At 59.1% G+C, this 19,989-nt stretch carries 17 protein-coding genes and 1 tRNA gene; 5 read left to right on the top strand and 13 right to left on the bottom strand.

All coding sequences use genetic code 11. The annotated features are described in order from the left end of the window. Window positions 1-444: 444 nt before the first annotated feature. Together N645_RS18480 and N645_RS0108485 are read left to right on the top strand one after the other, a co-directional pair. Window positions 445-1,521, top strand: coding sequence for a glycoside hydrolase family 11 protein (locus N645_RS18480; RefSeq protein ID WP_024461078.1), 1,077 nt, complete (start codon window positions 445-447; stop codon window positions 1,519-1,521). 74 nt (window positions 1,522-1,595) lie between these two features. Then, on the top strand, window positions 1,596-1,862 hold the full coding sequence (locus N645_RS0108485) for a hypothetical protein (protein ID WP_024461079.1): 267 nt from the start codon (window positions 1,596-1,598) through the stop codon (window positions 1,860-1,862). 18 nt (window positions 1,863-1,880) lie between these two features. On the opposite strand, the gene N645_RS0108490 is transcribed toward N645_RS0108485, so the two are convergent. The 4 genes from N645_RS0108490 to N645_RS0108505 all read right to left on the bottom strand — a co-directional run bounded on the left by N645_RS0108490 (window position 1,881) and on the right by N645_RS0108505 (window position 7,719). Continuing rightward, window positions 1,881-2,594: a GntR family transcriptional regulator gene (locus N645_RS0108490; protein WP_238559228.1), complete on the bottom strand. Its 714-nt coding sequence runs from the start codon at window positions 2,592-2,594 to the stop codon at window positions 1,881-1,883. Window positions 2,595-2,695: 101 nt separating this feature from the next. After that, on the bottom strand, window positions 2,696-4,894 hold the full coding sequence (locus tag N645_RS0108495) for an alpha-glucuronidase family glycosyl hydrolase (RefSeq protein ID WP_024461081.1): 2,199 nt from the start codon (window positions 4,892-4,894) through the stop codon (window positions 2,696-2,698). 139 nt (window positions 4,895-5,033) lie between these two features. Beyond that, window positions 5,034-5,384: a PilZ domain-containing protein gene (locus N645_RS0108500; protein ID WP_024461082.1), complete on the bottom strand. Its 351-nt coding sequence runs from the start codon at window positions 5,382-5,384 to the stop codon at window positions 5,034-5,036. Further along, window positions 5,377-7,719, bottom strand: a complete 2,343-nt coding sequence (locus N645_RS0108505) for a DUF1631 family protein (RefSeq protein ID WP_024461083.1) — start codon at window positions 7,717-7,719, stop codon at window positions 5,377-5,379. The genes N645_RS0108500 and N645_RS0108505 overlap by 8 nt, the downstream gene beginning before the upstream one ends. Before the next feature lie 635 nt (window positions 7,720-8,354). On the opposite strand from N645_RS0108505, the gene N645_RS0108510 reads away from it, so the two are divergent. Next, window positions 8,355-8,936: a sigma-70 family RNA polymerase sigma factor gene (locus N645_RS0108510; RefSeq protein ID WP_024461084.1), complete on the top strand. Its 582-nt coding sequence runs from the start codon at window positions 8,355-8,357 to the stop codon at window positions 8,934-8,936. Continuing rightward, a complete protein-coding gene (locus N645_RS0108515) occupies window positions 8,933-9,643 on the top strand; it encodes a ChrR family anti-sigma-E factor (protein WP_024461085.1) in 711 nt (236 codons plus the stop codon). Before N645_RS0108510 ends, N645_RS0108515 begins: the two co-directional genes overlap by 4 nt. 126 nt (window positions 9,644-9,769) lie before the next feature. On the opposite strand, the gene pnp is transcribed toward N645_RS0108515, so the two are convergent. The 8 genes from pnp to N645_RS0108555 form a co-directional block, all read right to left on the bottom strand. After that, complete coding sequence (gene pnp / locus N645_RS0108520; RefSeq protein WP_024461086.1) at window positions 9,770-11,902, bottom strand: polyribonucleotide nucleotidyltransferase; 2,133 nt, start codon at window positions 11,900-11,902, stop codon at window positions 9,770-9,772. Window positions 11,903-12,127: 225 nt separating this feature from the next. Continuing rightward, window positions 12,128-12,397: a 30S ribosomal protein S15 gene (gene rpsO / locus N645_RS0108525; RefSeq protein WP_024461087.1), complete on the bottom strand. Its 270-nt coding sequence runs from the start codon at window positions 12,395-12,397 to the stop codon at window positions 12,128-12,130. Between the two features lie 133 nt (window positions 12,398-12,530). Further along, entirely contained in the window at window positions 12,531-13,496 is a 966-nt protein-coding gene (truB, locus tag N645_RS0108530) for a tRNA pseudouridine(55) synthase TruB (RefSeq protein WP_024461088.1), read from the bottom strand. Continuing rightward, complete coding sequence (gene rbfA, locus N645_RS0108535) at window positions 13,496-13,891, bottom strand: 30S ribosome-binding factor RbfA (RefSeq protein WP_024461089.1); 396 nt, start codon at window positions 13,889-13,891, stop codon at window positions 13,496-13,498. Before rbfA ends, truB begins: the two co-directional genes overlap by 1 nt. 97 nt (window positions 13,892-13,988) lie before the next feature. Next, window positions 13,989-16,715: a translation initiation factor IF-2 gene (gene infB, locus N645_RS0108540; protein ID WP_024461090.1), complete on the bottom strand. Its 2,727-nt coding sequence runs from the start codon at window positions 16,713-16,715 to the stop codon at window positions 13,989-13,991. 65 nt (window positions 16,716-16,780) lie between these two features. Continuing rightward, the gene (gene nusA, locus N645_RS0108545; RefSeq protein WP_024461091.1) at window positions 16,781-18,253 is read right to left on the bottom strand and encodes a transcription termination factor NusA; all 1,473 of its coding nucleotides are present in this window, start codon (window positions 18,251-18,253) and stop codon (window positions 16,781-16,783) included. A gap of 35 nt (window positions 18,254-18,288) precedes the next feature. Then, window positions 18,289-18,750: a ribosome maturation factor RimP gene (gene rimP / locus N645_RS0108550; protein WP_024461092.1), complete on the bottom strand. Its 462-nt coding sequence runs from the start codon at window positions 18,748-18,750 to the stop codon at window positions 18,289-18,291. Window positions 18,751-19,043: 293 nt separating this feature from the next. After that, window positions 19,044-19,120 (bottom strand) — tRNA-Met (locus tag N645_RS0108555). Window positions 19,121-19,330: 210 nt separating this feature from the next. Between N645_RS0108555 and N645_RS0108560 the strand changes: the two genes are divergently transcribed. Next, complete coding sequence (locus N645_RS0108560; RefSeq protein ID WP_024461093.1) at window positions 19,331-19,744, top strand: DUF4399 domain-containing protein; 414 nt, start codon at window positions 19,331-19,333, stop codon at window positions 19,742-19,744. A gap of 45 nt (window positions 19,745-19,789) precedes the next feature. Here the strand turns inward: N645_RS0108560 and N645_RS0108565 are convergent, their stop codons facing one another. Beyond that, entirely contained in the window at window positions 19,790-19,972 is a 183-nt protein-coding gene (locus N645_RS0108565) for a DUF3094 family protein (RefSeq protein WP_024461094.1), read from the bottom strand. Window positions 19,973-19,989 lie beyond the last annotated feature (17 nt).

A 19,989-nucleotide genomic window follows, 5' to 3' on the forward strand; every position in this document is an offset into this window, starting at 1 on the left:
TTCGACATCCGCTTTTCAGATAACCTGACGATCGGCCGGATACCGCCTCCAAGTCGTTCCACAACTGCTTTTCGCAAAAATTTCAGCGCCGCTCCCTGTCAGCCTTCCGACCACAGCTTGTTATAGTCTTTCTGAATATATAGACATGAAACAACCTTTTTACATTTATGGTTAATTTGACTTTAAGTCGCCTCGAGTCAACACTTCCCAACACTGATTCAACCTCAGATCACACTGAGGACCACAAAGGATCTATTCGGGCCTGAGGGGTGCATGCGAATCAACAATAACCACAACGCAGCCCCAGCCCATGAGTCAGTGATGTACTGTCAAACCTGACAAGGCCTCTAACGTGGCGGGCGTTCACAGTGACGAAAGCCTGTTTCGTCGATGACGGCGGATAGCCCGTGACGAAAAAAATAACTCAATCACGAGGATCAAAGTATGCCTTTATTTGAAACCAACGCCGGGGCGAGAGGCTGGATAAAATCCCTCTCTACCGCCCTGCTCACCTGCTCGGCCGTGCTGGGTATCTCGGCGGCCAATGCGCAGACCATCTGTGACAACCAGACCGGCACCAACGGTGGCTACTACTACACTCACTGGACCGATGGCGGCGGCTCCGCCTGCATGACGCTGGGCTCCGAAGGCAACTACAGTTACGAGTGGTCCAACACCGGCAACTTTGTTGGCGGCAAGGGTTGGAGCACTGGTGCAAGTAACCGGATCATCGGGTACAACGCCGGTAACTACTCGCCTTCAGGCAACTCGTATCTCACCCTCTATGGCTGGAGTACCAACCCTCTGGTGGAATACTACGTGGTGGATAGCTGGGGCAGCTGGCGGCCACCGGGTGGTACCTCGGTAGGCACTGTGTCCACCGACGGTGGCACTTACGACCTGTATCGCACCCAGCGGGTCAATCAGCCTTCCATCGAAGGCAACACAACCTTCTATCAGTACTGGAGCGTCCGGACCTCCAAGCGTCCACAGGGCAACAACAACACCATCACCTTCCAGAATCACGTTGACGCCTGGGCCAACCAGGGCTGGTATCTGGGAACCCACAATTACCAGGTCATGGCAACCGAAGGCTACCAGAGCAGCGGCAGCGCCAATGTGTCGGTCTGGGAATCCGGCACCGGTGGTGGTGGCGGTGGCGGCGGTAACGCCGGCGGCGGCAGCACCGGGGGCAACGAGATCGTGGTGCGTGCGCGCGGCACTAACGGCGATGAGCAGATCAGCCTGCGCGTCGATAACAACACCGTGGCCACCTGGACCCTGTCCACCAACATGAGCAACTACACCTGGAACGGAAGCGCGACCGGCGGCATCACTGTGGAGTATGGCAACGACGCCAGCGGTCGGGATGTGCAGGTGGATTACATTCAGGTCAACGGCGCCACCCGTCAGTCAGAGAACCAGAGCTACAACACCGGCGTGTGGCAAAACAACCAGTGCGGTGGCTCCAACAGCGAATGGCTGCACTGCAACGGCGCCATCGGCTACGGCAACCTGTAATTCACTTACTGACCACCAGGTCGTTCTACCGGGGAGTGTATCTTGCACTCCCCTTTTTTGATGAGTCACCGATTATGAATCGACTACCCGTTTCAATTGTCGCTCTGACGCTGAGTAGCGCCAGCTCATGGGTTGTTGCCCAGGTGGATATCTACCAGAGCGATGCGTATTCCGTCGAAGAAATGTGCGCGCGGGAAGCCCAGCAAAGCGCGGATGTGGATTACAGTCAGGCGTACGAACAGTGCATCAACAAGAATCAGGACAACGAGCGGTATCAATCAAAAGACGACAAACCCGATGCTGAGCATGAAACGACATCCGAACATCCTCAGGCAAGCTGAAGCACGCTGCTCGGCCGATCACTCGTCCTGAAAATACTCCGGATGCTCGCGCGGAATCAGCGTCAGCACCTTGTAGACATCCTGCATGTGCACCGACATTGCCTTGCGAGCCGCTTCCGGGTCGTGATTTTTCACCGCACTGAGAATATCGCGATGCTGATCGAGCACCCGGTGGTACTGACCACTCATGTGCAGACTGAGGTTGCGCACCCGGTCCATATGGGCTTTTTCTGATTCGATCAACTGCGTAACCCGATGATACCCGGTGCGCCCCGACAGGGTCTGGTGGAAGTTATCGTCCAGTTTCTGGAACGCCAGGGCGTTATCGTTTTCCGCCGCAATACGCTGCTCTTCCAGAATGGCCTCACACTCGTCCACCAACTCATCGTCCGCATGCTCGGCCACATGGGCAATGACGGCCAGCTCCAGCGCCTCGCGAATAAAGCGGGCCTCCAGAATGTTTTCCATGCTGAACTTCGAGACGTAGGTGCCCCGCTGGGGGAGTACATCAACAAAACCGATATTGGCCAGCTTGATCAGCGCTTCGCGCACCGGCGTGCGGCTGACACCGAACTGTTCGGCCAGCGCGGTTTCGGGAATCATCTGCCCGGGCTGAAACTCCATGCTGACGATGGCATCCCGGATGAATTCAAAAATCTGAGCGGACACCGACCGGTTGCCAGCGATTCGGCGTTTTTTGGAGGAAGGAATGCTCGCTGCTGACTTTGCCACTATCGCCTCATCTGGTCAGTTCTTGTCATCGTTTTCCGAGTATACCCCATAAGAAGTCGGGCCCGACACTCCGTATCGGGCCCGACGGGTTCACCTCTCAATCAATAGTCGACCCGTCGGTCGTTGCCCTTCGGGTGCCAGGGGTCGGGCACGTAGAAGGTGTGCTCCAGCTTTTTATAGTGTTCCAGATCATGCTCCGGCTCCGGCGACCCTTCCGGCAGGGGCAGGCCGTTAACGCTCTGGAAGTAACTGACACAGGAGTCGCGCCAGCGAATGGCATCGCGTAGCTGCACCTCCAGAAGCGCTTTGACATGCTCGTAGCGTTCCCGGTCGATCAACCCCTGCACTTTCGCCCATTCGGCCTGCATGTCCCGCACCTGTTGCACGCCCTCGTCGTATTTAAGTACCAGTTCTTCCCAGAGGGTACGGCCGGAGTTCATTTTGTAGTCCCAGCCCACATGGTGGAACCACAGCAGGTAATCTTCGTCGATCTGATCCAGATTGCCGAAATGCTCCCGCACCGGTCCATGGTACTGCTCGATGGCGTTGGAGCCGGATTCTGTACGATCGAAACCGATGCCGTCTTCGTCCGCCCGATGGTAGTACCAGGCGGTCCAGTCCATCCGCTCGGCTTCGTCATACCAGGGCGCCGGACCATAGTGGTGGCCCTGGGCAAAGAGGTGGGTCAGACCCAGCGGATTGCGGTAGTTGACCCCCGCCTCGCGGGAGTACGCCATCACTTCACCAATGGGGTCGAGAAAGCGGCGGTCGTTGGTGAAGGTCATGCGCATCCACTCTTCGGCGATCGCCTCGGAGCTGAGCTCATAGTCCCAGGCCATGCGACCAAAGGCATACCAACTGGACTGAACGAAGGGGTGACCGGTCCAGTTGCGATCGGTTCCGGGGTTGATCACCGCCGCCATACCGGTCTGTTCGTATTCAAAGACCTCGCCTCCGAGAATTTTTCCGACGGTACTGCCCTCTCCTTTTGCATGGGTGTCGGCATCCAGCACTTCTTCAAACAGCGGGCCCTGGTAGGCCAGGTGATTGGAGAATCCAAAGTACTCCTGGGTGACCTGCAGCTCCATCATGATATTGGTGTCTTCCAGTGCGCCAAACAGAGGCGAGAAGGGTTCGCGGGGTTGGAAGTCTATGGGGCCGTTTTTGATCTGAACGATTACATTGTCCCGAAACTTTCCATCAAGCGGTTTGAACTCGTCATAGGCCTCACGGAAGCGGTCGCCCTGCTCCGGCGAGTAAACGAAAGCGCGCCAGAAAATCACCCCGCCGTAGGGTGCGACGGCATCGGCCAGGATGTTGGCCCCGTCGGCATGGTTACGTCCATAACCCTGGGGGCCGGGCTGCCCCTCGGAGTCAGCTTTTACCAGAAAGCCCCCCAGATCCGGAATGTGCTTGTAGATTTGCTTGGCCTTGTCCTTCCACCACTGCTGTACTCGCGGATCGAGCGGATCGGCGGTATCCAGATCACCGAAGGCCCGGGGCGAGTCATAATTGATGGACAGGTAGGTTTTGATCCCGTACTGGCGAAACACCTCGTTGAGCGCGGCCACTTTCTCCAGGAACTGATCCGTGAGAATACGGGGGTCGGCGTTGACGTTATTGATGGCGGTGCCGTTGATCCCCAGCGAGGCGTTGATCCGCGCATAATCCCGGTAGCGCGGGTTTTCATTGTACTCGGGCAGGGTGCCCCACTCCCAGAGTGACAGGCCGGCATAGCCGCGCTCCACCAGTCGGTTGAGGTTATCCCAGTGATTTACCACGCGGTGCTGGACCTTGGGCGCCTCGGCGACGGCAAGCTCATCAATGGCCTGCTGGGTCTGCAGCAAGCGAAGCAGATGAAAAGCACCGTAGAGCACACCGCGGTCACCCTCAGAGGCGATTACGGTCACATCGCGACGTCCAATCCGGGTGGTTTCCAGCAGGAAGCCTTCCGGCCCCTGTTGCGCCAGGCGGTCTTCCCAGCCCAGACTCGCGATCAGCTCGGAGCTTTCGGGGGTACCGATGACCAGCGACCCGCGTCGGGCCAGAGAATCGCTGCGCTCAAGGGGCCTGTCCAGCAGGCCCGAAATGCCCCGCTGCAGCTCCTGCGCAGCCGACTCGATGACGGCTGGGCCGTCGGGAGCCACCAGGGTTCCCAATTGTTTGCGGTAGTCCTTGACCAGAGCGCTGTCGTTCAGGGGCTGGTAACGCAGCCACATGTCGTAACCGTCTTCAGCGTGGGCAGCCAGGGCACTCAGGGTGCAGGCCAGGGCCAGACCGATCGCCAGGAGCTTTTTCATAGATAAGACCTACTCTCTTTGCGGGTTTCTTGGGTTATTGGGTACCAGACCGCATGATATAGTCATTTTTACTTTTATGGAAGTCTACTAGTATACAAGAAGCCGATGCAGCTCACGCCTCTCGGCGCAACCGGAACGGTTACGCCAACGGCTGCCCCAGGCGCTGGATCAGGGTCTCGATGTCTTCCAGCGCCTGCGGGGAGGCGTCGATGATATTGAAGCCCGACCAGTGTTTGCCATTATGGTCGGCGTTGCGGGTCCAGAGGCAATCCACTCCCAGGTGGATGCTGTTGCGACCATTGAGGGTTTCCGGCAGGTGCAGATCCAGTTTGTACAGCTTGTCCTCATCCAGAGGCTGGTCCCCCATGATCATCAGACCGTGGGCATTGATGTTGACCAGGCGCCCGAGATACAGATCCCGCAGGTTGTCATAGACATCCACCGCTTCATCAATTGCATAGCGCGCCCATTGCCGCTGATGATCAATCATTCTGTGCTTCCTCCTGGGAGTGACCACCGACTTTGGCATTAAGCTGCTGGTAGATATTTTCCAGGGCACGCTCAAAGAAGGGCTTGGTGCTTCCGGCAATAATCCGGGCCCGACCGGCGATCATGTCGCGGGCCAACTGCAACCCGGAATTCATGGCCACTTTGCGCCCCTGCTGATCCACCAGCATGTAGTGCAAGGTGCGCTTATTGTACCAGGCGACTTTCAGGCGTCGGCCACCCTCGTACTCGAACCAGGTACCAAATTCGATCATTTTGAGATTGTCGACAATCTTCTGCTCTTCTTCGGTCACCGGTTCGTTCGCCACCCGACTATGTCCGGCCTTTTCGGCGGCGATACTCTCCAGCTTGGAGCGCATGGGTGCCGGGGCGGGCTCGGGACGACGACTCTGCAGCGCCATTTTCTGCAGCGAGGCGACCGCTTCGAGCAGTTTCTTGCCCTTGCCCTGATCGTAGCCGATGGTGTCAAAGCCGGACTGCAGCGCCCGGATAACCTGGTCCTGAATATCCAGTTGGCGGGTTTTATCCGCCTCCAGGGTCTTGGGTTCCAGGGTCCAGAGCAGCTCGTCCATCACCTTCAGGCACTGCCGCCAGCTGTCGGCATTTTCGCCGTAGCGAAGAATCACAAACGACAGGTAATCGGACCAGGGCTGCAGCAGCAACAGCAGCACCGCCGAGGGCAGTTCACGGTTGTCGGTGCGCTTGCGCACTTCGTCGTTGACCCGCTGCTTGGCTTCGCGCAGCTTTTCTTCACCCTGGACTTTCTCCAGCGCCCGCCGCTCCATCAACTCCTGACGGCGCGCCAGGTTGTGGGTATAGGCATTGAACTCGAGCAGCACTTCGGCAAACAGACGGACATCGTTCTTGAACTCGGCCAGCAACCGGAACACCGTGGTTTTGATCTTGTTGTACATGTCGTACTGGCTGGTGCCGTCGTTGCTGACCCAGCGGGCCCCCGCCTCGGCGAGGCTGTTGAGCAGTACCCGCGCCGGATGATCGGTCTGCTCAAAAAAGTCCTTGTCGATAAAGGCCATTTTGAGAAACGGGGTGTGCAGGTAGCTGAGCAGCGCCTTGACCGAATCCGGCAGGTTGTCATCCGAGAGCATGTACTCGAACAGCAGGCCCACCAGATCGATGGTGTCCAGATCGCTGGGGTCGACGGTGCCGGGCTCATCGCTCTCGGCCGCCACCTGGGCCAGCATCTGCTGGCTGACCGTCTGAATCGACTGCGGCGTGGTGACCAGCCCGGCCTCGTTCTGGGACGCGGCCGCCTGGGTCTGGCTGAGCGCTTCGGCCTGCAGACTCTGCAGAACCCCCACCAGTTGTTGGCTGCTGTAGGGCTTACCCCCTCCGCTCGGGTAGGGAGCGGCGCCCACGGCGGGCTCGCCGGCGGGACCTGACCCGCCGGGGGCTCCTCCCGTCGGGGCCACCTGGTGGGCGATATGGTTCTGCAGCAGGCGGATGGCGTTGTAGAGCCCCGCCTGGTACTGGGTGTCGGCGGGAGTGGCGGTACCACTGAGCAGACGGTCCGAGGCGCGCCGCTGAGGCACGCCGTCTTTCATGGGCACCTCTTCCCCGGCGTCGGGCTGTTCACTGGGCTCGGCGCCCTGGGGCGAGTCATCCACCAGAGCGGTATAGCGCAAGTTGGGAAGCAGGTTTTCTTCGATAAAATACTTATTGAGCTCCTCGTAGAGCTCATCCAGGGCACCAATGACCTCTTTATCAAAGGTTTTGTAGCCAATGATCTTGGTTTTGTTATCGAGTGTGATATTGAGCAGGGCTTTGCGCAGCGCCTCGCAGAACTGCACCGGGCTGACGGGATTGCTGCGCTCGTCGATTTTTTCCCCGCCGTTCAACAGGGCCAGGCGCTGCTGCAGCGCCCAGAGCTGACCGGCGAAAAAGCTGTCGGCGCGATGGGTGATGGAGGTGATCGCGATGGTCTCCTCCAGGTCCGAGTGCTCCACCAGAGCGAGCATGTCGCCGCTGAAGCGCTCCTCGCCGGTGAGGGTATTGAGCATCCGGTTTTTGAATTTGACGAACCCATTGCTGAGGCGCTGGCCGATATCCTCCTCCAGCTCGTGCTGGGACGCCTCGATCATCCGCTTGTATTCGTACAGGGCCATCTGCTCCTTGTTGGAGCGCGCCCGTTCGGCGTAATCCTCGAGCCGAGCGCACCACTCGCGCCAGAATACGGGCAACACCCGCTGGGCATAATCCATCATCAGGCTGCGGGCGTGCTTGAGATGCTGCACCACCTGGGGGTCGTTCAGGCTTTCCGGCGCCGGCGCTCCGGCTCCGCTGTGTCGGGGGTCAGTCATGTTTTCTCCAGTGGTCGTTTCCGTGATCGTCACTGTTATTGTCCTCATCGGCAGATCATCCGGGATCCCGTGTCGCACCTACCCTGGATCGCCCTGGCATCAGGACGCTACCGCTTGCGGCGCAAGTCGGTTCTGGGACTTGCCCAAGCCCCACGAAAGAGGCTTCCCATAAGCATAGGTAGGGACTTGCCAATGTGCCACAGCGTGCGACATTTGTCACATTTTTCAGGCCATTGGCCGTAAGGCGGAACACGCGGGATGGGCCGGAGGGCGGGGCGAGACGAAAAAAGCCCGGTCGAGACCGGGCGAAAGGGCTAGCTCGCAGATTAACGGGGGTAACCCGTCAGACTCTGGAGGCGGGACGCTCAGAGTGCCGGGATTACCCGGAGGAGCGAGACAGGACGCATGCCGATCTCCTATACTCTGTGATAGCGCTTGTGTCTCTAATACGGGCGATGTCGACCCCCGGATCACCGGTTCGGGGATTTTGTGTTCCAGGCAATGATCCGGACTCCGCGCACCTCCGTATAAGGGATTATTCCGTTGTTCTGCCCCCCACTGGCGGAGCCCCGGCCGAATCCGAAAAGAATAGAGGACGAGCGAGGCGCTGTATGTTGCGGACTAAGGCACAATCAATGAGTAAAACAGGCCCCGGTAACGGGGAGGGCCCCGATTGGGGGGAACTGCTGGGTCGGGTCGCCCACCATGGCGACACCGCGGCGTTTCGCAAGGTGTATGACCACTTCGCGCCCAGAATTAAGGCCTATGCCATCAATCAGGGGATGAATCAGCAGGCCGAGGAACTCGTTCAGGAAGTCATGACCAGCGTGTGGCGAAATGCCGACAAGTACCGCGACTCTCTGGCCTCCGCCTCGACCTGGATTTTCACCATTACCCGGAATCAGCGCATTGATCTGCTCCGTAAGAAGGGCCGTACCAAGGCTGAAATGACGGTGGATACGGAAGAGTTGTGGCAGATCCCCACAGAGGACACCACTATCCGATCCATCGAGGCGGGCTCCACCGAAAAGAAGATGAAGGAATCCATCCTCGAGCTGCCTGAAGATCAGATGATTGCGGTGCGCAAAGTCTATTATGAAGGTAAGACCCACCAAGAGGTGGCGGAAGAGTTGAACGTTCCTTTGGGAACACTGAAAGGCCGCCTGCGGCTTTCCATGAAGAAGTTACGTGTGATGTTAGAGGCGACAGAACTATGAGTGCACATCATCCCGACGACCTGACCCTGCTGGAGTACTCCGCCGGCAGCCTGGGGCTGGCACAGGCACTCGCGGTGTCCGTACACCTTGGGTATTGCCTGCAGTGCCAGAGCCAGCTGCGCAAGCTGAACGCGCTTGGCGGCGTGTTGTTGTCGGAAACCCGCCCCGCCAGTGTGGGGGCCAATGATGACCAGATTCCTGAGCGCAGCGATGTGCAAAACGAGTCTCTGGACAAGGGCTTCGAGCAGTTGATGGCACGCATCGGTTCTGACGAGCCGAGCGCGGAAGCGCCAACCGATACCTCGGTCTCCAAGCGCTACCACAACCCCCTGGAACGCTACCTGCCGGCCTCGCTGGATGAGCTCGACTGGCAGCAGCAGACCCGCGAGATCGCCAAGTACGATCTGACCAATGTGGTGGATATGGGCAGCGCCCGGATCACCCTACAGCGCATCAAGGCCGGCGCCAAGGTGCCCGTGCACACGCACCGGGGCAACGAGTTGACTGTGGTCCTGAAAGGCGGATTTTCCGATGAGCTGGGTGTGTATCACGCCGGGGACTACATTGCCCGGGACCCCAGCCACCACCACAGTCCGACGGCACTGCAGAATGAGGATTGCATCTGTCTGACGGTGTTGGATGCGCCGATGCGGTTTACCGGGCCGTTGATGAGGTGGTTGAATCCTTTGTTGGCTTGGAAGGCGTAACGTGTATTGGTGACGGCGGATGCGGCCTTTGGCCTTATCCGCCCTACCCCGACGACGGAGCCATCATCCGACCATAAAAAAACCCGCCGATTGGCGGGTTTTTTTATGGGTAACTCACCGGGAGGGTTACTCCTCGGTGGTTTCCTCGCTGGAGGCCGGAGCGTCCGCTTGCGCGTCTGCGTTGGCTTCCTTGATGGACAGCTTGATGCGGCCGCGCTGGTCGACGTCCAGACACTTGACCTTCACCATCTGGCCTTCTTTCAGGTAATCGCTGACCGCATTCACGCGCTCATCGGCGATCTGGGAGATGTGTACCAGACCGTCTTTACCCGGCAGGAAGTTGACGAACGCACCGAAGTCCACAATACGGACCACTTTACCTTCGTAGATCGCGCCAATTTCCGCCTCGGCGGTAATTTCTTCGATCTTGGCCACAGCCGCCTTCAGCGCGGTGCCATCGTCGGCGTACACTTTCACGGTGCCGTCATCGTCGATGTCGATGGATGCACCGGTCTCTTCGGTGATGGAGCGAATGGTCGCACCGCCTTTACCGATGATGTCGCGGATCTTGTCCGGATGCACTTTCAGGGTTTCAAAGCGCGGCGCATTGTCGCTCACGGTTTCGCGGGACTTGCCCAGCACCTTGTTCATTTCGCCCAGAATGTGCAGGCGGGCGCTCAGGGCCTGCTCCAGAGCGATTTCCATGATCTGCTCGGTAATGCCCTGGATTTTGATATCCATCTGCAGCGCGGTGATACCACTGGTGGTACCGGCCACTTTAAAGTCCATGTCACCCAGGTGGTCTTCATCACCCAGGATATCGGTCAGAACGGCGAAACCGTCATCGTCTTTCACCAGACCCATGGCAATACCCGCCACCGGCGCCTTCAGCGGCACACCGGCGTCCATCAGCGCCAGACTGGCGCCACAGACGGAGGCCATGGAGCTGGAGCCGTTGGATTCGGTGATTTCACTGACCACACGCAGGGTGTAGGGAAACTCGTCATCTTTGGGCAGAACCGCGCCGACACCGCGACGGGCCAGACGGCCGTGACCGATTTCGCGACGGCCAGTACCGCCCATGCGACCGCACTCACCCACCGAGTAGGGGGGGAAGTTGTAGTGCAGCATGAAGGGGTCTTTGCGCTCGCCTTCCAGCGCGTCAATGATCTGGGAATCGCGGGCGTTACCGAGGGTGGCCACGACCAGCGCCTGGGTCTCACCACGGGTGAACAGCGCCGAGCCGTGAGCTTTGGGCAGTACCCCCACTTCCACTTCGATCGGGCGAACGGTGGCGCTGTCGCGACCGTCGATACGGGGCTCACCGGCAATGATGCGCGAGCGCACCAGTTGCTTTTCCACGCTGGCGAACAGGCCTTCGATTTCGCTGGCGCTGACACCGGACTCCTCGGTGGCCAGTTGTTCTACCGCCTGGGAGCGCAGCTCGGACAGCTTGGCATAGCGCTCGGCCTTGTCGGTAATGCGGTAGGCTTCACCGATACCGTCTTTGAAACCGGCTTCGACTTTCGCCTTGAGCTCGGCATTCTGCTCCACCGGAGTCCAGTCCCAACGGGTCTTGCCACCGTCTCGGGCCAGCTCTTCACAGGCCTGAATCACCACCTGCATTTCCTGGTGGGCGTACAGAACCGCGCCCAGCATGATGTCTTCCGGCAGCTCTTTGGCTTCGGATTCAACCATCAGAACCGCATCTTTGGTACCAGCCACAACCATGTCCAGCTCTGAGCCTTTCAGCGCGGCATAATTGGGGTTGAGCAGGTAGCCATTGTCCTGGGTGTAGCCCACACGAGCGGCGCCGATCGGGCCGTCGAACGGAATGCCGGACACGGCCAGACAGGCAGAGGTGCCGATCATCGCCGGGATATCCGGATCCACTTCCTTACAGGTGGACATGACGGTGCACACGACCTGCACTTCGTTCATGAAACCTTTGGGGAACAGCGGACGGATCGGACGATCGATCAGGCGGGAAGTCAGGGTTTCTTTCTCGGAGGGACGACCCTCGCGCTTGAAGAAACCGCCGGGAATTTTACCGGCCGCGTAGGCGCGTTCCTGATAGTGCACGGACAGCGGGAAAAACGGCTGGTCCGGCTTGGCCTCTTTGGCCCCTACCACGGTACACAGAACCGAGGTGTCACCCATGGTGACCATGACGGCGCCGGTTGCCTGGCGGGCAACACGCCCGGTCTCCAGGGTGACGGTTTCGCCGCCGTACTGAAATTTCTTGATGATCGGATTCACTCTTCTATCCTTCTCTTCTTCACTTTCGTTCAATTGTGTGCGGTCACGACTCGGAATAATTCAAAGCAAATACTTCAACATAGCCTGGAAACAATTCGAGTTGTCGTGCAAGCGACTGGTGGCTCGCGGGGGATACAGTATTCGCCGGAGCCGGTTTTACAGCCCTCCGGCCCACCGGGGCCGAAGAGCGGAAAAAAATGTGCCCGCAAAGCGGGCACAGAACTCTTACCGACGCAGACCCAGTTTCTGAATCAGGTCAGCATAACGCTTGGTGCTCTTACCCTTCAGGTAGTCCAGCAGCTTACGACGCTGGTTAACCATGCGGATAAGACCGCGGCGCGAGTGGTGATCCTGTTTGTGATCTGCGAAGTGCTCCTGCAGCTTGTTGATGTTGATGGTCAACAACGCTACCTGAACTTCCGGAGAACCGGTATCACCTTCAGCCTGCTGGTACTCTTTAACCACTTCAGCTTTTTCTGCAGCACTCAGTGCCATAATCATTTCCTCTTGTAATATGCCGTAAAAAGAAACAGCCGCACCCGCGCATATTTACAGGTGGGTTGTGTACCCGAAGCCGAGGCTCCGGGGTTGCCGGCTTGCGCCAGCGAACGCTGTCATTCGCCGAGAGTCACTGGGGCACGCTGGCGGCCACCAGCCGCTTGGGCGCCACCCGACCCTCGTCGTCCAGCTCGCCAAGGCCCAGAAATCGGGGCTCTTCCGAGCTCGCGGTGCTTTCACCGAAGACCCGCACCATATCACCTTCATCGCCCAGACGGTAGACCTGGGGGTCCATCACCGGGTTGCCCTGGCGGAAGTAGTAGGCACTATCGGCGGGCAGTACCAGTGCCGGCAGGGCCGCGACCGGGGTGTCCGCCGGGAGCAGGTGGTGGTCCAGCAGCTCCGCCATGCCCTCGCCCCGCTCCGCCTCCAGCGCTTCCAGGCTGACGGCGTTGGCCACATCGAAGGGCCCGCTGCGAGTGCGGTGCAGCCGCTCCACCCGGGCGCCGCAGTCCAGTGCCTGGCCCACGTCTTCCGCGAGGGTACGAATATAAGTGCCCTTGGTGCAGAGGACTTCGACGTCAATCTCCGCCTGGGGGCCCGGCCGAAAGTCCAGCAGGTCGATCCGGTGAATGGTCACCGGCCGGGGCTTGCGCTCGACCTCTTTACCTTCCCGGGCCAGCTTGTACAGCGGCTGGCCGTTGAGCTTGAGCGCCGAAAACATGGGCGGAACCTGCTCAATGTCCCCGACAAACTGCGCCAGTGCCCGCTCTACCTGCTCGCGGGTCACGCCCGAGGCGTCGGCCTCGTGCAGCACCTCACCCTCGGCGTCACCGGTGCTGGTGACCACACCCAGGCGAAACGTGCTCTGGTAACCCTTCTCCGCATCCAGCAGAAACTGGGAAAACTTGGTGGCCTCACCAAAGCACAGCGGCAACAGCCCGGTGGCCAGGGGGTCGAGGCTGCCGGTATGCCCCGCCTTGGCGGCGAAAAACAGCCGCTTGGCCCGCTGCAATGCATGATTGGAGGACATTCCGGCGGTTTTGTTCAACAGCAGTACGCCGTCAATCGGACGGCCCTTGCGACGACGCGCCATCAGGCCTCCCCGTCGGACTCATCGTGGTGACGGGCCTTGTCATCCGCCACGGCCCGATCAATCAGGTTGGACAGTTCCTGACCCCGAATGGCCGTCTTGTCGTACAGAAACTGCAGACGAGGGACCGTGCGCATGTTCATTTCTTTGGCCAACAGGGTGCGCAGGAAGCCTGCGGCACCGTTCAGGCGCCTGGCGCCTTCCACGCCCTGCTCGTCGCTGTCATTGCCCACGAAGGTGACGTACACCTTGGCGAAGGCCATATCCCGGGTCACGGTGACATCGTTGATGTTCACCATACCGATGCGCGGGTCGCGGATTTCCTGGGGAATCAATTGTGCCAGGAGCCGCTGGATCGCATCGGACACCCGGTCCGAGCGAGTAAATTCTCTGGGCATTGCCAGCTCACCTCATATCTGATCGTGTTGCGCTATAAGACAGGAATGCCCCGGCGACTCTCATCACCGGGGCATGCGCTATCGAGCGGTGCGTGAATTACAGTTGACGGGCAACTTCCTTCACTTCGAACACTTCGATCTGATCACCGACCTTCACGTCGTAGTTCTTCACGCCGATACCACACTCCATGCCGTTACGCACTTCGTTGACATCGTCTTTGTAACGACGCAGGGATTCGAGTTCCCCTTCGAAGATCACCACGTTATCGCGCAGAACGCGGATCGGCTTGTTCCGGTACACGTTGCCTTCGGTCACCATACAGCCGGCCACCTGGCCGAATTTGGGTGAGCTGAACACTTCACGTACATCGGCAATACCGACGATGGTCTCGACACGCTCCGGCTCGAGCATACCGCTCAGGGCGCTCTTCACATCATCCAACAGCTGGTAAATGATGCTGTAGTAGCGGATTTCCACGCCTTCGTTTTCGGCCAGACGACGGGTACCGGCCGGCGCCCGCACATTGAAACCAAAGACAATGGCACCGGAGGTCAACGCCAGGTTGACGTCGTTTTCGGTAATGCCGCCGACACCGGAGGATACGATGTTGACCTGCACTTCGTCGTTGCCAATTTCCATCAGGGAGGACTGGATGGCTTCCAGTGAGCCACGCACGTCCGCCTTGACCACGACCGGCAGAATTTTCTTCTGGTCGCTTTCCATATTGGCAAACATGTTTTCCAGCTTGGCCGCCTGCTGACGCTGCAGCTTTTCCTTACGCTCTTTCTCGGCGCGGAACTCGGCAACCTCGCGCGCCTTGCGCTCGTCTTCCAGTACGGCAAAGTCATCACCGGCACTGGGTGCGTTGTCCAGACCCAGAATCTCAACCGGCGAGGACGGCCCAACGGACTTGACCTGCTGGCCCAGCTCGTTGGTCATGGCGCGCACGCGACCATAGCTCTGTCCGGCCAGCACCAGATCACCGTGATTCAGGGTGCCCTGCTGTACCAACAGAGTCGCCACGACACCGCGGCCCTTCTCAACACGGGATTCAACCACCACGCCCTGGGCGGGTGCATCTTCTACTGCTTTGAGCTCCAGAATTTCGGCTTGCAGAGACACGGCTTCCAGCAGCTCATCGATACCGGCACCGGTGTGGGCCGAGACTTCAATGAACTGGGTATCACCGCCCCACTCTTCCGGAATCACTTCCTTCGCGGCCAGCTCGTTTTTCACCCGCTCGGGGTCGGCGTTTTCCTTATCGCACTTGTTGATGGCAACCACGATGGGCACACCGGCGGCCTTGGAGTGCTGAATCGCCTCTTCGGTCTGGGGCATGACGCCATCGTCGGCGGCCACCACCAGAATCACCACGTCGGTGCACTGGGCACCGCGGGCACGCATGGCGGTAAACGCGGCGTGACCGGGGGTATCCAGGAAGGCGACTTCGCCCTGGCTGGTTTTGACCCGATAGGCGCCAATGTGCTGGGTGATACCACCGGCTTCGCCGGAGGCCACCTTGGTTTTACGAATGTAGTCCAGAAGCGAGGTCTTACCGTGGTCGACGTGACCCATCACGGTCACCACCGGGGCGCGCGGCTTACCTTCGCCCTGCACCTTCACTTCCAGCTCTTCCTCGAGCTTGTGCTCGATTTCGTCTTCGCTCTTGAGCACTGCGTTGTGGCCGTACTCTTCGACCAGCAACTGGGCGGTATCCTGCTCCAGCGGCTGGTTGATGGTGGCCATGACGCCCATTTTCATCAATTGCTTGATCACTTCGCCCGACTTGACGCTCATCCGCTGGGCCAGCTCGCCCACGGTGATGGTCTCGGGAATTTCTACGTCGCGAATAATCTTACCTGTCGGTTTTTTGAATGCATGTTTGTTGGAGGCCTTGTGGGCCGCGCGAACACTGCGGCGACGAGCCAGAACCTCTTCGGATTCCGTTTCATCTTCCACCATCGCATAAATATCGGCCTTGGAGTTTTTCTTCGGGCCCATGGAACGCTTGCCCTTGCCGCCGGCGCGCTTGCGATGCTTGTTACCTTCTTCCTCATCAAACGGCTTACTGTGACGCTTTTCTTTCTTGCCGTGTTTGGTGTCTTCCTTTTCGGCCGGCGGCGCCACCGGTGCGGCCGCCGCACGCTCGGCACGAGCTTCTTCCTGGGCACGACGCACTTCTTCAAGCGCTTTCAACTCGGCTTCACGCTTGGCTTCTTCTGCCTTGCGGCGCTCCTGAGCGCGAATACGGATTTCTTCCGCGTCGTCGACAAACGACGGACGCGTCGGCTCCGCCGGGGCTTCTTCGGTCTTGGCCTCTTCGGATTTGGCTTCGTCCGCAGGCGCTTCCGCGCGGCTCTCGGCCTGCTCGGCGCGGGCTTTGGCTTCCGCCTCCTCCGCCGCCTTCGCTTCGGCCGCAGCCTTCTCCTCGGCCAGCTTGCGGGCGCGCGCTTCTTCGGCCGCCGCATTTTCCGCCGCTATCTTCTCGGCTTCCAACGCCTCTTCCTCAGCCTGCACTTCTTGAGGATCGCGCTTGACGTAGGTGCGCTTCTTGCGCACTTCCACGTTTACCGTCTTACGCGCCGCACCACTACCGGTCTTCAGGGTAGTGGTGGTTTTGCGCTTGAGCGTAATCTTCTTGGGCCCGTCCGAAGACTCCCCATGGCTGGTCTTGAGGTAGGTCAGCAACGTTTGCTTTTCCTCGTCAGACACCAGTGCGTCTTCGGTTTTCTGGCTCAAGCCGGCCTCTTGCATCTGCTTCAGCAGACGCTCGACCGGTGCGCCCACAGATTTGGCGAGTTCGCTAACTGTTACTTCTGCCATTGTGTATCCTCAGTGTTGTTCGTTGCCCGCGGTGCTCGACCTGAATCAATTCAACCGTTCAGGAATCAGGCAAACCAGGGCTCGCGCGCTTTCATGATCAGCGCCGCTGCGCGCTCTTCATCCATGCCGTCGATGTCCAGCAGGTCATCAATAGCCTGTTCAGCCAGGTCTTCCATTGTGACGATACCGCGGCCCGCCAGCGTTTTCGCCAAGGCCTCATCCATACCTTCCATATTGAGCAGGTCATCCGCAGGCTCTGAGCTTTCTTCCGAGGCCAGAGCCTGAGTCAGCAGCGCGTCTTTGGCGCGCGCACGCAGCTCTTCGGCAATGTCTTCATCAAAACCTTCAATGCCGAGCATTTCATCCAGTGGTACATAGGCCACTTCTTCCAGAGAAGTGAAACCCTCCTCCACCAGAACGCCAGCCACGTCTTCATCGACATCCAGCGCATTCATGAACAGCTCAATATAGCTGCCGGACTCTTCTTCCTGCTTGGACTGCCACTCTTCCACGCTCATCACGTTGATGTCCCAGCCGGTCAGCTCACTGGCCAGGCGGACGTTCTGACCACCACGGCCAATGGCCATGGCAAGATTGTCTTCCCCGACCGCCAGGTCCATGGAGCCAGTGTCCTCATCCACCACGATGGATTCAATTTCGGCCGGCGACATGGCGTTGATCACGAACTGCGCGGGGTTGTCGTCCCACAGCACGATGTCCACCCGCTCGTTACCCAACTCGTTGGACACAGCCTGAACGCGGGAACCGCGCATGCCCACACAGGCACCGACCGGATCGATGCGGCCATCGTTGGTGTTGACGGCGATCTTGGCGCGCAGGCCCGGATCCCGTGCGGCACCCTTGATCTCGATGACTTCTTCGGAAATCTCGGGCACTTCAATCTTGAACAGCTCAATCAGCATTTCCGGGCAGGATCGGCTCAAGAACAGCTGCGGACCCCGCGTTTCATTGCGGACATCCTGCAACAGGGCGCGCACGCGATCACCGACCCGGAAGATCTCCCGACCGACCAGTTGGTCCCGTGGCAACAGACCTTCGGCATTGTTGCCGAGGTCCACAATGATACTATCGCGGGTCACTTTTTTCACCGTGCCGCTGACCAGCTCACCGACCTGATCGCGATACTCTTCCACCATCTGGGCGCGCTCGGCTTCGCGAACTTTCTGTACGATCACCTGCTTGGCGGTCTGGGCGGCAATCCGGCCAAACTCCACGTTCTCGATTTTCTCGCGGCAGATATCGCCTACCTTGAGGTCGGGATCTTTTTCAGCCGCCTCCTCGGTGGTCAACTGGGTGCCCAGCTCGGCCACCACATCATCACTGACCACCTCCCAGGTACGGAAGGTTTCATAGTCGCCGGTAGCACGGTCGATCAGGACTTCAATATTCGAGTCCTCATCAAAACGCTTTTTGGTTGCCGTGGCCAGCGCAGTTTCGATGGCCTGGAAAATGATTTCTTTCTCCACACCCTTTTCATTTGACACCGCATCGGCGACCAACAAAATTTCTTTGTTCATGAGCTTGCCTCGTTAAACTCCTTCACCGCGCTTAATTAAAAGCGTGGGACCAAATTCGCTTTTTCAATCGACCCGATCGACAGCGTGTGCTCCGCACCATCCACTATCAAGACTACCGAGTCCCCTTCAACCGCCTGTAATTGACCTTTGAACTTGCGCCGACCCGCGACGGGGGCCCGGGTCTTCAATGAAATCACTTCACCGATATAGCGCGCATACTGTTCGGGCGTGAACAGTGGTCGATCCATTCCCGGCGATGACACCTCGAGGGTGTAACGGTTGGTAATGGGATCTTCCACATCCATAAGGCTGCTCACCTGACGACTGACCCGTTCGCAGTCTTCCAGGTTGACGCCTTCCTCACCCGGGCGATCAATATAGATGCGCAGCGTGGAGTAACGGCCCTGGGTCAGATATTCCAACCCCCAGAGTTCACACTCCAGCGCTTCAACAACGGGCGCGATCAGCGCGTGCAGCTGTTCCTGTTTGGACGCCATGAAATCGGTTCACCTGTGTGGCGGGGTGCCGCCCTGAAAAATAAACGCCGGGAGCGATGTCAACGCGTCCGGCGCGGGCCCGCAGAGCAACTGCCACGAAGGGCAGTTACAAAAAATGGGCCAGAGGCCCATTTTCGAAACTGCGGCCACAGGCCTCTGTGGCGGGGGTGCACCCCTTTTTACAAATACAAAAAAGCCCCATGACAGGGGCTTATTCGAGCGCCGGCTTCTTTTCGGGCCGACTGGGAAAGCTGAACACCGTATAAAGGTCACGCATCAGCTTTCCAAATAAGTGGTAGCGGGGGCTGGATTTGAACCAACGACCTTCGGGTTATGAGCCCGACGAGCTACCAGACTGCTCCACCCCGCAACTTCAACTCGGCGGCACTGCCTAACCGAGGTGGCGAATTATAGGCATACACCCAGGGTGGGTCAACCCCAATTTCAACTTATTTCAAATACTTGCGCCATTAAGCTTCTTTACACTTGAGCATCCGGTCGCGGTATCGAGCCGTACCCTTAGCACCTATAATGACGCCATCAGGTTTCATTCCCATGACCCACTGCACGGAGGTTTTCGATGACACATTTACTACGCACTTTACTGGGCACCGCCACCCTCGCCCTGGCCGCGCTGTCCGCCCAGGCCGACAGCCCCAGCGCCTATATCATTTCCCCGAGCGACGGCGACACGGTCACCAGCCCGGTTACCGTAAAGTTCGGTCTCAAGGGTATGGGCGTGGCTCCGGCGGGCGTTGAGCGGGACAACACCGGGCACCATCACCTGCTGATTGACCTGGAGACACTGCCCGACCTGGATATGCCGATCCCGGCGGACGATCAGCACGTCCACTTCGGCGGCGGTCAGACCGAGACGACGGTAGAGCTGGAGCCCGGCGAGCACACGCTGCAGCTCTTGCTGGGGGATCACCTGCACCGTCCGCACGACGAGCCGGTAGTATCCGAGAAGATCACCATTACGGTCAGCGAGTAACGTGCACGCAACCGGCGCCCCGTCAGGGCGCGCCGGTTGCGTCACTCAGACCACGCCCTGAATACGGGCAATCAGAAAACTCACCCCGCTGAGCATCGTCAGCACCAGCAAAATCACTCCCAGTAACGTCCAGAGCCGGAACGGCTTGCGCTCGACACTATTCACGCCCCGACGGGTAACCGCGTCAACGCGCGCCTGATCTTCCGGGGTCAATTGAGGTTTATGCACTGCCTGCCTCCACGAGG

It is taken from the genome of Marinimicrobium sp. LS-A18, assembly GCF_000463525.1.
GTDB lineage: Bacteria > Pseudomonadota > Gammaproteobacteria > Pseudomonadales > Cellvibrionaceae > Marinimicrobium > Marinimicrobium koreense.